The following is a 14,926-nucleotide window of genomic DNA, read 5'->3' as shown; positions in this document are numbered from 1 at the left end:
GATACGAAGGTTACGCAATTACTATACTTCCTGCCCTTTTACCCCAACTCCCTTGTAGGCATCCTTTCCGCTACGTGCTGTTCTGTTTCGCACTTCCTTTTTCAAAAACACTACAGAATTAAAGATAAGCAGACTATTTGAAAGCACCTTACCAAATAGCTTCTTTTGCGGTTGAAGCAAAGAAATCTTGCCACAACGGAGTGTTGGCGAGTCAGATTATAAACGTCTGGTTGAGTAGGAATGCGTACGCCCTTACAGGGTAACGGCGCTACAGAATACTGCACGCGTACCTCGTTACCCTGTAACGAGGTACGCGTGCAGAGGAACAAAAAAGCCAAACCTCTCTTACGTGAAAGGCTTGGCTTTTAATACATAACAGCAGTTTAGTACAACTACTGGAGGAAGTTAATTTCAGCTTGCTTTTGGTAAAACAGCCCTGAAACCTTACTCCAAAACTTCATACACCACCACCGGTTTCATCTTGTTTTTCATAGAGACCTCCCCAATCTTCTGGCAGCTAAAAGACTCTTTAATTCTCTCATGCAAGGCTTCGGAAATGGTGATCTGGTTGGGCTTGGCCGCCGATTGCAGCCGTTGCGCCAGGTTGACGGCGTCTCCAATAACGGTGTAGTCCAGCCGCTTGAGGGAAGCCGAACCAATGTTGCCTGAAATCATTTCTCCGGAGTTGATGCCAATGGACACCTGCGGCGTGAATTCTTTATCACCCATGGCAATTGCCTGGGCGTTTTTGATCTTTTCCCTAACAGCCAGAGCGGCATCAATGGCCCGGTCCATGTGGTAATCTCCTCTGAAAACCGCCATAACCGCGTCTCCCATGAATTTATCAATGTGCCCGCCCTGCTCAATGATTTCCTTCACCAGCATGTCAAAAATGCTATTGATGAGTTTGACCACGGTATTGGCAGAAACGTGCTCGGTAATGGCGGTAAAGCCACAGATGTCAATAAACATGACCGTGCCGTCAATGGTCTCATTTTGCAGCAGACTTTGCTCAAACTCCTGGTGCACCATGAAATTGAGCACGTTCTCGTCTACGTACATCTTCAGGATGTTATTTTCCTTGATGGCTTTCACCGTCTCCCGTAACTGAATGACGTGCTGCACGGTTTTATCCATGGTCAGTTCCAAGTCCTCAAAGTTGACGGGTTTGCAGACAAAGTCAAAGGCGCCGCGGTTCATGGCCATTCTGATGTTCTCCATATCGCCGTAGGCCGAGACAATGACAGCTTTGAGGATGGGATTTGCCTCCGGTAATTTACTCAGCAAGGTAAGCCCATCCATAACAGGCATGTTGATGTCGGAGAGAATGATGTCCAGGTCTGGGTGCTGCTGCACTTTCTCCAGGGCTTCTGCCCCGTTTTGGGCAAATACAAACTCGTACAAGTTCTCGCGTATCTTCCGCCGGAATTTCTGCTTGATGAGCAACTCAAGGTCTACTTCATCATCCACCACTAATATCTTGGCCATCAGGAAGCAAAGGTTTTAAGTTTATCTTTAAGGGCACGAAAATCCAGGGGTTTGGTCAGGAAATCATCGGCCCCGAACTGCATGGCCTGCTGGTAATTCTCGTCATCGCCGTAGGCGGTCACCATCATGATGGTAGGCGGGGCGGAGGCAAACTGCCCCCTGATCTGCCGTAGCAAATCGATGCCGCTCATGCCGGGCATGTTAATGTCTGAGAGAATCAAAACTATTTCAGAGAGGTGTTCCTGCAGGTAGGTGTAGGCTTCTTCGCCAGACAAGGCAAAGGTGAAATCTATTTCGCCATTTTTGATTTCCCGCCGGAAACGCTGCAAAAACAAAGGCTGAACATCGGCCTCGTCATCTACCACCAGAACTTTCATAGAATGCTATTTGGAATCAAATTAGAACTTCTTTCTCTCTTTTGCTAAGAAGCTTGCCAATTATTTAGGTTTACCGGCCTTCTTCTGTTTTAGATCGCCAGCCCTGTCAGGGCCTTCACAACATAATCATGACTGCGCGAATAGTGATTTCATGAAGTAGAAAAGCTTCAAGTTTTTATGGCTGATATGCTATGAAACAGCTATTTATGTTCTTTCATACCCAAGATCGTTTTTACTCTTGTTTTGCCAAAACAGGCCTATTTCGCTTCGGAAAGAACAGAGACCGTTTCATCTTCTCCTTTATTCTCCAGCGGAAGCAAAATAACGAATGCCGCATAGGAACCTTCTTCGCTTTCAATGATCATTTCGCCGCCGTGGCCTTTGGTGATGATGTCATAGGAAAGCGACAAGCCTAGTCCGGTGCCTTCGCCGGTGGGTTTGGTAGTAAAGAAAGGCTGCAGGATTTTGTTTCTGATGGCTTCTGAAATGCCGTTTCCGTTGTCTCTGATCTCAATTCTGATGCCTTTCTCCTCTTGCCTAGTGCTTGCCATGACCAGAGGTTTGTACCCGGTAGCGGCTGTTTTCTGCTTTTGCTGCACCGCATAAAAGGCATTGTTGCAAAGGTTCAGGAGAACCCGGCCTAGGTCTTGCGGCACCACCTGTACTTTCTCCAGGTCTGGGGCCAGGTTAAATACCAGTTCAGCATTGAAGGTGCTGTCTTTGGCCCGCAGCCCGTGGTAACTCAGGCGCATGTATTCATCTACCAGCGTGTTGACATCGGTGGGTTCTTTCTGGCCGGAATTGGCGCGGGAATGTTGCAGCATTCCTTTCACAATCCTGTCGGCGCGTTTGCCGTGGTGGTTTATTTTCTGGAGGTTTCCTCTCACATCCTGGGCCAACGCCATCGCCTCCTCGGTATCGCCTTTTTTAAGTTCTTCCTCCAGTTCCTCAATCAGCTCGGCACTTACCTCAGAGAAGTTATTGACAAAGTTGAGCGGGTTCTGTATTTCATGGGCAATACCGGCGGTGAGTTCGCCCAAAGAGGCCAGTTTCTCCTGCTGAATGAGTTGCGCCTGGGTAGACTGCAGCTCTTTGATGGTTTTCTGCAGTTCGTCTTTCTGGAGAATGAGTTCTGCGGTGCGCGAGGCCACAATGATCTCCAACTTGGTTTTCTTAATGGAAATGAATTTCTTCTCCTCTTCTTCCAGAATTCTCTTGTGGCGCTCTTTCTCCAGTTCCTTCTGCCCTCGCTGGTAACTCACCCGCACTGCAACAAAGTAGACAAACGATCCTAAAAGCGCCATCCCAAAGAAATCTTTCCATTGCGTATAGAAGTCCTCGGCGAACAGCTGCACCACGCAGGTGAACGCCATGATGGCAGCAAATGGATAGGTCGCCTGCAACCACGAAGGAGTCGGTTTGAAATCGGGCTCTTTCTCTACAAACGCCAGAATACCAAAGAAATAAAACCCGGCTACCAGGTCACGCACTTCATTGCTGAACGCTTTGCTGGTGAAAAAGAAGAGACCCACGGTCACCCAGCTGGCAATGTTCAGGAATCTTTCCCATTTGGCCGCCAAAGGTGTTTCCAGCATGTTTTTCCGTAATTGTCTTAAAAGGAGAAAGGCGGCTACAAAGGAAAAGACATGCATAGCTTGTAAGAGAGTTAACCAGAACTAAAGGTAAGAGTTTAGAGAAAATTATTGTTATGCGTTAGACTGAAAACCCACCTAGCCTCAGATTCCTGAATGTGCCCAAGCATTAAACAGGTGAATCAAGGTGATACGCCGCTGGGGTTGGTTGCGGTACGGTAACCAAGGGTAGCTTGATGACGAACTCGGCATACTCTCCTACTTCTGAGTGTACTTCCAGTTCACCGCCGTGCCCTTTGGTGATGATGTCATAGCTGATAGACAAACCTAAGCCGGTGCCTTGCCCGGTAGGTTTGGTGGTAAAGAACGGCTGTAGAATTTTTAGCTTGTTTTCTTCAGAGATGCCTACTCCGTTGTCTTTTACTTTGATCTCTACCGTAGAACCTACTTTCTTTATTTTGGCACAAACCTGCGGCTTAAAGTCAGGGCCGTTTACCTTCTGCTTTTGCTGAACCGAGTAAAAAGCATTGTTGAAAAAATTGAGCAATACTCTGCCCAGGTCCTGCGGAACCACTTCCACCAACTCCATTCCAGGGGTGAAATCAGTCAGTAACTCTGCGTTGAAGCTCTTGTCCTTCGCCCGAAGGCCATGGTACGAAAGCCGCAGGTATTCCTCACAAAGAGAATTGATGTTGACGAACTCTTTTTTCCCCGTGCTGGCCCTTGAGTGTTGAAGCATTCCCTTAACTATGCCGTCTGCCCGTTTGCCGTGGTGGTTTATCTTCTTAAGGTTTTCCTGTAGATCATTGACCAGAAGGAGGGCTTCCTTCACCTCTCCCTTTCTTAACTCCTCTTGCAATTCATCCAACAATTCCACGCTTACCTCAGAGAAGTTATTGACAAAGTTGAGCGGGTTTTGAATTTCATGGGCTATGCCAGCGGTAAGTTCCCCTAGCGAAGCCATTTTTTCAGCTTGAATTAATTGTTTTTGGGTGCTTTTAATAAACTCAATTGAATTGCGAAGTTCTTGCTGTAATTCAACCTGCTTTTTAAGAAAGCTTTCCATCAAAAAGTAGATGATACCTAGCGTGGCAATGATATTAAGAGCAAAAAACGCATTGATGATAGACCTGGGTAAAGCAATAGGCTCTTGGATGAAATACGTCTCTATGACAGAAGCAAGGCATAAGGCTATAACAAATGCAAAGAAGTATCTTCTGGCTGTAATTGTTTTAGTAAAAAGCAAGGCCGTAGCCGGCGAAATAAAAGATGCTAAGCCTACAGCGCTGCTATTGATAAAACCACCAATAGACAATTGCGTAGCAATAGGAAAGATAATAATGAGTATGAGTTGCGCGGTTTTAAAACTATCAAAGTTTTGGGTAGTTCTTAAGTAGATTAAACTTGAAATACCGCACACAGCGTAAGTTAAAACCGCCATTGTCACATACGGGAAGCCTAACACTACATAAATGCATGAATGAACAATCCCAATCCCTACTGTAAGGACAGTAGCATATACGGCAGAAGTTCTTTTCTTGAATTCTTCTGGACTTAGGCTTTCAAACCCGAAACCTTTCCAAAATTGGTGTTTAGTCAGCATTTCTAAACAGTGGCCATCACTTCTGATGAAACCATAGGATGAGGTTGCGATTCTTTTTTGGGTTTATTTGCCAGAACTATATAAATATACACACCATCTAAGACGGCGTTTATGACACATAGTGATAATAAAAAGCCATCTGTAAAGTGCAAAAAACTAAATATTGCAATGCAGAAGGTTCCCACTCCCTTGCTCCAGGCAATTGGCATAGAGAATAAGCTTTTGTCATTTAGGTTGAAATAAAGGGAGATGTACATAGCTGACATGACCACGTTCAACATAAAGCCAGAATAAATTCCCATTCCACTAATGGGAGCATCATAGTTTTTGATGTAGAAATAGAAAATAAAGAGCCAGCATATTATACTAAACGCCATCAATGGTTTTGCCCACAAACGTAAACTTGGCGCTGTAATTTGTTTATATCCATACTTGAATAAGCTATATGTAATAAAACAATCCAGGAAGAACCAGCAACGGTAGCCCCACACGAAAAGGCTGCCCATGTTGTTTACGAAGACCCAACTCCATAGAAACTCCCAGGCAATGTTACCACATACGGCTATCAAAGGAATTTCTATAAATTTATTCTTTACCACGTTTTTAATAGTGTAAAAATAGGCTACTATCCAAAGCACACATCCTAGTCCAAAAGCAATAAGTTCTAAAAGCGTATAATCTTTTAAGTTTAGTAAAGGCTGATTCATAGCTTAATATTTAGGGGAATAATCTATAATATGTTTTCTTATTCACTAAAATTGATGTGGCAAACTACCAATCAGTTCCAATGTGAAATACTGAATGGTAGTATGAGCGTTTTACCGTTATTCTTTTCAATTTCAATCAACGGGCATTTCATTTTTAAGCCTCTTTCTTTTAAATACATTCATGATGTCTCTGGTGATACCAGAGACAAACTTCAATAAAAAGGGCACATGTGCTTTATAGGGCAAGCCTTGCTCAAAGCGTTTTTGATCTCTGTTTCTTAAACCGGCCAAAATTCCAGGTTCATGAAGATTCCAGATTTCACATTTATCTACTGAGGCTCCTGTCGCGTCAATGATGGCATTTACTGCCCGCCGTGCCGCTTCATTAGCTCCTTCCATGGTGGCAAGGTCTGTATAGGTCTTTACATAATCTGACGCCAGAAACAGATTGGGGATGGAAGTATAGGCCTCAGGCCGTAAAGCCCAGGAATTGACCGTATTGACCAGCAAGGGTTCTTTGTTACTATCCTTCTCATCATGATGGCACGTAATGTCCTGGTCAATAAACCAGCAAACCAAGTCCTCGTCCTTCAACATTTCAACACCATCTACATTCAGGCTACTCTTGAGTTGGGCCCATACTTCGTTTTTGATTTCAGCATGTGAGCATTCATTTGCCGGTCTGTTGCCTGTTTCAGGTAATATGCCGGGCTCCTCCCAGTTTGAGATATCTATTGATAAAATGCTTTTCACTTTCCCATCGTACCGGTTCTGTATATCATAGTTTTTCCAGAACTGCAACTGGGAAATAGAGGTGAGCGCCCAGGGCGAATCGGCGTAAATACAATGGCCATGCACAAAATCTATGGCGCGGGAGAGATAGAATTGAATGCCGTTCATCCAGGCCACACTTTTTGCCAGTGTTTTGACTCCTTGCAAAGAATGGTCAGCCTGAAGTACTTCCTCTGAGATTAACTTATCTGCTGCTTCTACCGGGGTGGCCAGAATATAGTAGTCAGCTGTGACTTGGATTTGTTCCGGCACACCGTTTTCGTACTCATCCAGCCAGACGCTTTTTACTTTTCCCTGGGCCATCTCAATTTTCACCGCCGATTTGTTGAAGTGATAGTTCACTCCCTTTTCACGCAGGTACGTCAGCCAAGGATTTATCCAGACGTCGTTGGTTGGTCCGTTGAGCACCCGGTCTGTGTGGACGCCTGGGTTAGACATATTGAAAAGCAACTGCAGAAAAATGTCTCCGCCGGTTTTAGTGCTGGCTTTCTTCGCATTGGCGGCCACCAGGGTACGGGTCAGTCCCTGTACCAGCAGCGCCCGGTACGTGTCAGAAAAACGGTCGGCCTCCAGGTAATCCCACCAGCCTATCTTTTCGTATTCACTCACCCGCCGGTCATAGCAGGTAGTCATCAGTTGCCATAATTTCTTCGCGAAAAATCGTTTTTCTTCCTGCGTTAAACCTGTATCGGCGTGAAAGGACTCTATGAAGGCTTCTATGTCAGTAAAAGACTGCGGAAAATTGACAATGGTACTGATTGCCTTCTTCCCGCTTCGGAACAAGCCTACCCTGTTCACCTGCACCAGATTGTCAAAAACCCCTTGTTTCTGGTTCCCAAACGGAATGCGCTTCATGGTGTCTACCACGTGTTTGTAGAATCCCGGAAAGAATCTGAACCCATGTTCACCGGGCAAATATTTGGTAGGATCAGGGGAGTTAGTGCCGGGCACATGCACGCTTCTGGCTTTACCTCCGGCATACAGACGGTGTTTGTCATAGACTTCCACCTCAAACCCTCTTTCAATAAGTTCATGGGCAGCACTCATGCCTGCTACGCCACCACCCAGAATAGCTACTTTGATCTTTGACATAAGCGTTTTATTTAAGATGAAGCCTAAGGACTAAATGAATTTAATATAATCTTATCAATAATTTATTGACTTATATAAAAATATTTTACAATAGTCAGCAGCTTATGGTATAGACTCTCTTTTTAATCTTTTTCACTTGAAAATTAGCTACTTTGAGTAGTGGCAAGCCGTCTCTTCCTGTTCTTGACCGGTTACTCAAAGACTGCACCATCGCTTTTTTATCATATGTAGGGTGTCATTTCTCTTGGCTTTGCTCCCAGCAACCCTATACTCCCACCAGAGTAGAAGACTTATCTTTGTTTTACTCCGAAAAAACACCGCTTTATCTTTCCATCAGTAGTCATGAAAGAGATCCAAGACATCGTAGCCTCCTTTGCGCAGCACCAGGCAAAAGGGAAACAAACAGCTTTAGCCACGGTGGTGCACGTAGAAGGCTCCGCTTACCGAAGGCCTGGCGCCCGCATGCTGGTTTCAGAAGACGGACAATTAACCGGGGCCATCAGCGGCGGTTGCCTGGAGGGCGATGCCCTGCGCAAAGCCCGCCTGGCCATGGTACAAGGGTCACCCAGCCTGGTAAAATACGACACCATGGATGACGATGACTCAAAACTGGGCGTGGGGCTGGGCTGCAACGGCATCATCCATATTCTCATAGAACCCATAAACGCGGCAGACCCGGCAAACCCCATGGTGCTGTTACAGCACGTAGTTTCCCACCGAAGAAGTGCGGTGCTGGTCACGCTCTTTACATTGCAAGACCGCCGAGGACCACAACCCGGCACCCGCCTGCTGCTCACCGAAGACGGCCTGCAACTGGGAGTTGCCCCAATAGAAGCCTGGCAAGAGCAAATCAGTCAACACGCTCAGGAAGCCCTGCAACAAGCCTGCTCCTCCTTTAAGACGTATGACGATGTACCTGAAATGACGGGTTTTATAGAGTTTCTACCACCGGCCCTATCACTAGTTGTTTGCGGAGCGGGGAATGATGTGATGCCTTTGGTGCACATGGCTAATATTCTAGGTTGGCACACCACCGTAGTAGACGGCCGGGCCAATTATGCCACCTCAGAGAGGTTTGCCAGGGCTCAGAAGGTGGTGGTAGCTAAACCAGAGCACGTGCTGGAACAGGTTCCGGTAGACAGAAGAACCGCCTTTCTGCTCATGACCCACAATTACAACTATGACCTGGCCATGCTCCGGAACCTGCTTCCGCTGGAACTTCCCTACATAGGTGTGCTGGGCCCCAAAAAGAAGCTGGAAAAATTACTGGAGGAACTTCAGGAAGAAGACCATCCCTTCAGCCCGCAACAGTTACAAAGCGTGTACGGCCCAACGGGGCTAGACCTGGGGGCCGAGTCATCGGAAGAAATTGCCTTGTCTGTACTGGCGGAAATCAAAGCCGTGTTCTCCCATAGAGACGGCAGTTTCCTGCGCAACAAAAAGGAAAGCATCCACGCCAACCCGCTGCCGGAACAGGCTCAACCCATTCTTTCGTAACATATGTCTAACACAGGCATCATACTTCTGGCAGCCGGTTCTTCCTCCCGATTAGGACAGGCCAAACAACAGCTTCTCTACCAAGGACAAACCTTGCTGCAACGGGCAATCCAAACAGCACTTGCCGCTGGCGTGCAGCAGGTATTGGTGGTACTGGGAGCTAATTCAAAGACCATCTCACCACACGTACCGCCTAATGAGGCACATATCGTCTACAATATTGGCTGGTCAGAAGGCATGGCGTCTTCCATAAGGCTTGGTGTCACAGAGTTGCAAAAAATAGCACCAGAGACCACCCAATTCCTGTTCATGCTCTGTGACCAACCCTTTGTCACGCCCACTTTGCTGAACCAGATGATTCAGCAGAAAGAAGAAACAGGTAAAAAAATAGTGGCCTGCTCCTACCAAGATACCCTGGGAGCCCCCGTTCTATTTGATCAAACCCTGTTCCCGGAACTACTGCAGTTGAAAGGCCAGGAAGGCGCCAAAAAGATATTGTCCAGACATCCGGATCTTATCGCTAGTATTTCTTTTCCTCAAGGAGCTATAGACATAGACACTCCTTCTGATTATACCGCTCTTTTGCAGCATACTACCGTTCAAGACTAAACACTCCGCTTTAACCTTCCTTCCTACCATCACCGTTTTAACACCATTTTAGTGAAACCGCTTTAAAAACACAAAAGACTTCTGGTAAGAAGCAGCGAATTCACCCCAGCGACGCTCCTACTAAAAGAGGAATCTCGCAGATGCGTTTCAGAATTGTTTTGCAAAAAACGGACTGAAAACCTGTGAAGTCACCTAGACCCCACAGGTTTAAAAAGTACTAACTCAACTGGCGCGAGACTCCCGTCTCGTGACAAAGGATGAAGCGAGTCTCCAGACTCGCTGGCAACCACCAGCAGGACCTGCGCTGCATCAGTGCCCACCTCTACGCCAAAATTCCAGACGCAAAAAGACACTTTTCCAGGAAGAAGAAACCAATGCGCTTTTGCAAAAGCAGGCCAAAAACTTCTACAGAAATCTGGTTGTATTCTAATATAAACCTTTTCGGACTAACTGAAAACGAAGTGAACCCGTAAAACTCCAGAATGGTAAGGGTACATCCCCTTGCAGGTGCGGTTGGATGAGCGAATACGTGCTCGTGGAGAAAGCAAATGTACAAGCTAGGGTACGCCTCAAAGAACACTGGCCTGCCCTTTAACAAATTGTTTCACCCGTTCAACCGGAATTTCCATGAGCACAGAAAACTCGCCGGGCAGCGGCACAGCCCAAAGGCCCACGTTGCCCGAGACCCGAACCGTCACCTTACGGGTGAACGGCACCACCCACCAATTACAACTTGCCCCCTGGACCTCGGTGCTGGATGCCTTGCGGGAGCACCTGCATTTAACCGGAACCAAAAAAGGCTGTGACCATGGTCAATGCGGCGCCTGTACCATTCTGCTGGACGGCAAACGCATCAATTCCTGCCTTACGCTGGCAGTAATGCAGGAAAACAAAGACATCACCACCGTAGAAGGCTTGGCCAAAGACGGCGAGTTACACCCGGTGCAGCAAGCCTTCATTGACCATGATGCCTTCCAGTGCGGCTATTGCACACCGGGGCAAATCTGCTCCGTCATCGGTCTGGTGAACGAAGGGAAAGCCAAGACGCTGGACGACATCAAAGACCTCATGAGCGGAAATGTCTGCCGTTGCGGGGCTTACGCGAACATTGTACAAGTAGCGCAACAAGCGCTGGAAAGGAACACCGGCCTATGAGACCATTTACGTTTACCCAAGCCCCAGATGTACCCACCGCTGTGCAGGAAATCACTGCCGATGGCGCCAAATTCATCGCCGGAGGCACCAATCTGCTGGATTTGATGAAAATTGACGTGATGCGCCCTAGCCATTTGGTGGATATTACGCAGATTGCCCTAAACAGCATTGAAGAAATCGAAGAAGGCGGCATACGACTAGGCGCACTCGCCAAAAACGCAGACACGGCCTACCATCCCTTGGTAGAAGCTCGGTACCCGCTGCTTTCCCACGCCATTCTGGCCGGGGCCACCGCCCAGTTGCGCAACATGGCTACGGACGGCGGCAATATTCTGCAACGCACCCGCTGCTATTATTTCTATGACACACAAACGCCCTGCAACAAACGCGAGCCCGGCTCGGGCTGCTCGGCGATTAAGGGCTACAACCGTGACCTGGCCATTCTGGGCACCAGCGAACATTGCATCGCGACGCACCCTTCAGATATGGCGGTGGCCTTGGCCGCGCTCGAGGCAACGGTGCACGTAACCGGCAAAAACGGAGACAGAGCCATTCCGTTCGCTGATTTTCACCGGCTTCCCGGTGACACCCCGCACCTGGACACCAACCTGCAGCCTGATGAAATCATCACCGCCATCGAGTTACCGGCCAAAGGCTTCGCTCAGCATTACACGTACCTCAAACTGAGAGACCGCGCCTCGTATGCCTTCGCTTTGGTATCTGTGGCGGCGGCGCTGGATTTGGATGGCGACACTATCAAAGAAGCCCGCATTGCCTTGGGCGGCGTGGCGCACAAGCCCTGGCGCGTTCCAGCCGCCGAAGCCTTGCTGCAAGGTCAACCTGCCACCAGAGAGAATTTCAGGAAAGTAGCCGAGGCGTATTTGCAAGGAGCCAAAGGTTACGGTGATAACACATTCAAGATTGAACTAGCCAAACGCGCCATTGTACGGGCATTGGAGCAATCTACAAAAATGGAGGCAACGTCATGAAAGAGAACTATACAGGAAAACCCGCCAACCGCGTAGACGGGCGGGCCAAAGTAACCGGCGAGGCGAAGTACGCGGCAGAGTTCGACGTACCTAACCTCTTGTATGGCGTAGTGGTGAACAGCGCTATTGCGAAAGGCACCATCAAGAGCATTGATACTTCTGCGGCCCTGCAGTTAGACGGAGTGGTTCAGGTGTTCACGCATGAGAACCGGCCGGGCTACACTTGGCTAGATAGCCATTACATGGATGAAGACGCACCTCCGGGTTCTCCGTTTAGGCCGTTGTACAACAACCAAATTACGTTCAGCATGCAGCCCATTGCCTTGGTAGTGGCCGAAAGCTTTGAACTGGCACGCTATGCGGCCATGCTGGTGAAAGTGGAATATGAGGCTCAGCCGCATGAAACGGACCTTGAAGCAAACCTCACAAGAGCCTACAAACCAAAAAAGTATAAATCTCCGCCATCCAGAGAAACGCGCGGCGATGCTGAAACTGCTTTTGCCCAAGCCGCAATAAAACTGGAAGGAGCCTATGCCCACCCGGCCCACCATCACAACCCCATGGAGATGCACGCTTCTATTGCCATTTGGCACGAAGACGGCAAAATGACCATCTATGATAAAATCCAGGGGGTACAGAACAGCCAGAAGTACATCTCCACCGCCTTCGGTATTCCGCAGGAAGATGTACAGGTAATTTCGCCGTTTGTGGGCGGTGCTTTTGGTTCAGGTCTTCGTCCGCAGTACCAATTGTTTTTTGCGGTGCTGGCGGCGCGTGAGTTGAAAAGAGCCGTGAAAGTGTGTTTAACGCGGCAGCAGATGTTCTCCTTCGGGCACCGCCCCGCCACCGTGCAACGACTGGCGTTGGGGGCATCGGCCGACGGCAAGTTACAGGCTGTGAAGCATAATGTCATGTCAGAGACTTCAAGGTTTGAGGATTACAACGAAGACGTGGTGATCTGGCCGGGCGTGTTATATGATTGTGAAAACTTGAAGCTAAGCCACCAACTGGTAGACCTGAATGTATTCACCCCCTTGGATATGCGCGCTCCTGGCGGTACCACCGGTACCTTCGCGCTGGAAGTAGCCATTGATGAGTTGGCCTATCGGGTAGGCATGGACCCGCTGGAATTTCGCCTGAAAAACTATACAGAGAGTGACCAGAACAAAGACAAACCTCACTCCAGCAAAGAACTGAAGGAATGCTACCGGCAGGCTGCCGAAAGATTTGGCTGGTCTAAACGAAAAATGGAGCCTCGCTCCATGAAAGAAGGTCACCAACTGATTGGCTGGGGCATGGCCAACGGCGCCTGGGAAGCCAAACAACAGGAAGCCGCCGCGAAGGCTGTCTTGAGTACGGATGGGAAACTCACAGTCTCTTGCGCCACCGCCGACATCGGGACGGGTACTTACACCGTCATGACCCAGATTGCCGCCGAAACCATGGGCCTTTCGTTGGAAGATGTCACCTTCAAACTGGGAGATTCCACCCTACCCAAGTCTCCGCTGGAAGGCGGCTCCTGGACAGTTTCCTCCGTGGGTTCGGCTGTAAAACTGGTGTGCGAGAAGTTGCAGGAGCAGCTTTTGGAACAGGCCCAGAAAATGGAAAACTCTCCGTTTAAAGATGCCAAGCCGGAAGAGGTCTCGTTTGCAGAGGGAAGAATGTTTTTAACCCAATCTCCGGCGCGATCCATTTCTATTCTGGAGGCAGTGCAGCAGAACGAAGGACAGCCTGTGGAAGCGGAAGCTTCCCAGAAACCGGAAAAGAATCACAAAAACTATTCCAGTTACTCCCACTCGGCCACCTTTGTGGAGGTAATGGTAGATGAAGACTTAGGCACTGTGAAAGTATCGCGTATTGTGACTGCCATAGCCGCGGGGCGCATTATCAACCCTAAAACAGGCCGCAGCCAGATTTTAGGCGGTTCTGTGTGGGGCATTGGAGCCGCCTTGCAGGAACACACCGTCATGGACAACCACCTGGGCCGTTTCATGAACCACGACCTGGACAAATACCACGTACCCGTCTCAGCCGATATCCATGAAACGGAGGTCATCTTTGTAGATGAGAAAGACGAGATTGTAAACCCGATTGGTGCGAAAGGTTTAGGCGAGATTGGAATTGTGAGCATCGCCCCAGCCATTGTCAATGCCGTCTTCCATGCCACCGGCAAACGCATCAGAGAACTGCCCATTACGTTAGATAAGTTAATGTAAGTGTTTAGGGGCTGTTTTCGGGAAAACAGCCCCTAAACCTTGTAAAACGCAACACTTCTTTGGTCTTCGTCGAAAAGAAAAGTAGATTTATAAAATGGTATTAGCCTACTTAGTGGTTGGCAAATAAAAACGAACGAACAAAATAATGGAAATACTCCTGTTTGGGATAACCCGTGAAATTGTAGGAGGGCCAACCCTGACGGTAGAACCAGAGCAACAATTTCAGACCGTAGGGCAGTTGAAAAACTGGCTGGCAGACCGGTACCCTGCAATCAAAAAACTAAGCTCATTGGCCGTAGCCGTAGACAGTGAATACGCCGATGATGCGCACCCTCTTGCCCCCGGACAAGAAGTGGCGTTGATTCCGCCGGTAAGCGGAGGATAAGATAACCTATGGTAATCAAGATAGTTACAGACGTTGACTTAAACGAAGCGTATCAGTACTTACAGGCACCAGGCGCCGGCGGAATTGACTTGTTTGTGGGTACCGTGCGTGACCATGCCAAAGGAAAAAAGGTGGTAAAACTGGTGTTTGAAGCCTATGCGCCCATGGCCCTGAAAGAAATGCAGAAAATTGCCGAGGCGGCTCAACAGCAATGGCCCATAGAGAAACTGGTTATGCTGCACGCCGTAGGCGAGAAATTGGTGGGCGAACCAGTGGTGATTATTGGCGTGGCCTCGGCCCACCGCGAGGCCGCTTTCTCTGCTTGCCGTTTTCTCATTGATGAGCTGAAAAAGACGGTGCCCATCTGGAAAAAAGAATTTTACGAAGACAACAGTGTGTGGGTCAATGCCCACCCCTAAACCCC

14 protein-coding genes are annotated in these 14,926 nt (G+C 48.4%); 8 read left to right on the top strand and 6 right to left on the bottom strand.

All coding sequences use genetic code 11. The features are described from left to right. Positions 1-444 precede the first annotated feature (444 nt). From ACY0JR_RS00350 to ACY0JR_RS00335, 4 genes are all read right to left on the bottom strand, one after another. On the bottom strand, positions 445-1,491 hold the full coding sequence (locus tag ACY0JR_RS00350; RefSeq protein WP_462632104.1) for an adenylate/guanylate cyclase domain-containing protein: 1,047 nt from the start codon (positions 1,489-1,491) through the stop codon (positions 445-447). After that, entirely contained in the window at positions 1,488-1,865 is a 378-nt protein-coding gene (locus tag ACY0JR_RS00345; protein ID WP_462631799.1) for a response regulator, read from the bottom strand. The genes ACY0JR_RS00350 and ACY0JR_RS00345 overlap by 4 nt, the downstream gene beginning before the upstream one ends. A 257-nt stretch (positions 1,866-2,122) precedes the next feature. Beyond that, positions 2,123-3,460: a sensor histidine kinase gene (locus ACY0JR_RS00340; RefSeq protein WP_462631798.1), complete on the bottom strand. Its 1,338-nt coding sequence runs from the start codon at positions 3,458-3,460 to the stop codon at positions 2,123-2,125. Between the two features lie 166 nt (positions 3,461-3,626). Further along, positions 3,627-4,421 (bottom strand): sensor histidine kinase, encoded by a 795-nt coding sequence (locus ACY0JR_RS00335; RefSeq protein ID WP_462631797.1) that lies wholly within the window; start codon positions 4,419-4,421, stop codon positions 3,627-3,629. Positions 4,422-4,545: 124 nt separating this feature from the next. Between ACY0JR_RS00335 and ACY0JR_RS00330 the strand changes: the two genes are divergently transcribed. After that, positions 4,546-4,854 (top strand): hypothetical protein, encoded by a 309-nt coding sequence (locus ACY0JR_RS00330; RefSeq protein ID WP_462631796.1) that lies wholly within the window; start codon positions 4,546-4,548, stop codon positions 4,852-4,854. Between the two features lie 208 nt (positions 4,855-5,062). Here the strand turns inward: ACY0JR_RS00330 and ACY0JR_RS00325 are convergent, their stop codons facing one another. Both ACY0JR_RS00325 and ACY0JR_RS00320 read right to left on the bottom strand, forming a co-directional pair. Further along, entirely contained in the window at positions 5,063-5,767 is a 705-nt protein-coding gene (locus tag ACY0JR_RS00325) for a transmembrane-type terpene cyclase (protein ID WP_462631795.1), read from the bottom strand. Positions 5,768-5,899: 132 nt separating this feature from the next. After that, on the bottom strand, positions 5,900-7,651 hold the full coding sequence (locus ACY0JR_RS00320) for a hydroxysqualene dehydroxylase (protein WP_462631794.1): 1,752 nt from the start codon (positions 7,649-7,651) through the stop codon (positions 5,900-5,902). Between the two features lie 342 nt (positions 7,652-7,993). Between ACY0JR_RS00320 and ACY0JR_RS00315 the strand changes: the two genes are divergently transcribed. From ACY0JR_RS00315 to ACY0JR_RS00285, 7 genes are all read left to right on the top strand, one after another. After that, positions 7,994-9,148 carry an XdhC family protein gene (locus tag ACY0JR_RS00315; protein WP_462631793.1) on the top strand — a complete coding sequence of 385 codons (1,155 nt, stop codon included), beginning with the start codon at positions 7,994-7,996 and terminating at the stop codon, positions 9,146-9,148. 3 nt (positions 9,149-9,151) lie between these two features. Continuing rightward, positions 9,152-9,757 carry a nucleotidyltransferase family protein gene (locus ACY0JR_RS00310; RefSeq protein WP_462631792.1) on the top strand — a complete coding sequence of 202 codons (606 nt, stop codon included), beginning with the start codon at positions 9,152-9,154 and terminating at the stop codon, positions 9,755-9,757. Between the two features lie 627 nt (positions 9,758-10,384). Beyond that, positions 10,385-10,912, top strand: a complete 528-nt coding sequence (locus tag ACY0JR_RS00305; protein ID WP_462631791.1) for a (2Fe-2S)-binding protein — start codon at positions 10,385-10,387, stop codon at positions 10,910-10,912. Continuing rightward, positions 10,909-11,901: an FAD binding domain-containing protein gene (locus tag ACY0JR_RS00300; RefSeq protein ID WP_462631790.1), complete on the top strand. Its 993-nt coding sequence runs from the start codon at positions 10,909-10,911 to the stop codon at positions 11,899-11,901. The genes ACY0JR_RS00305 and ACY0JR_RS00300 overlap by 4 nt, the downstream gene beginning before the upstream one ends. Then, positions 11,898-14,117, top strand: a complete 2,220-nt coding sequence (locus ACY0JR_RS00295; RefSeq protein ID WP_462631789.1) for a xanthine dehydrogenase family protein molybdopterin-binding subunit — start codon at positions 11,898-11,900, stop codon at positions 14,115-14,117. Before ACY0JR_RS00300 ends, ACY0JR_RS00295 begins: the two co-directional genes overlap by 4 nt. A 145-nt stretch (positions 14,118-14,262) precedes the next feature. Next, complete coding sequence (moaD, locus tag ACY0JR_RS00290) at positions 14,263-14,502, top strand: molybdopterin converting factor subunit 1 (protein ID WP_462631788.1); 240 nt, start codon at positions 14,263-14,265, stop codon at positions 14,500-14,502. 8 nt (positions 14,503-14,510) lie between these two features. Next, positions 14,511-14,921: a molybdenum cofactor biosynthesis protein MoaE gene (locus ACY0JR_RS00285; RefSeq protein WP_462631787.1), complete on the top strand. Its 411-nt coding sequence runs from the start codon at positions 14,511-14,513 to the stop codon at positions 14,919-14,921. Positions 14,922-14,926: the final 5 nt, after the last annotated feature.

It is taken from the genome of Rufibacter sp. JT3400010, from assembly GCF_054956755.1.
Note: the sequence above shows the minus strand (reverse complement) of the source record. Positions and strands in the feature narration are given on the sequence as shown.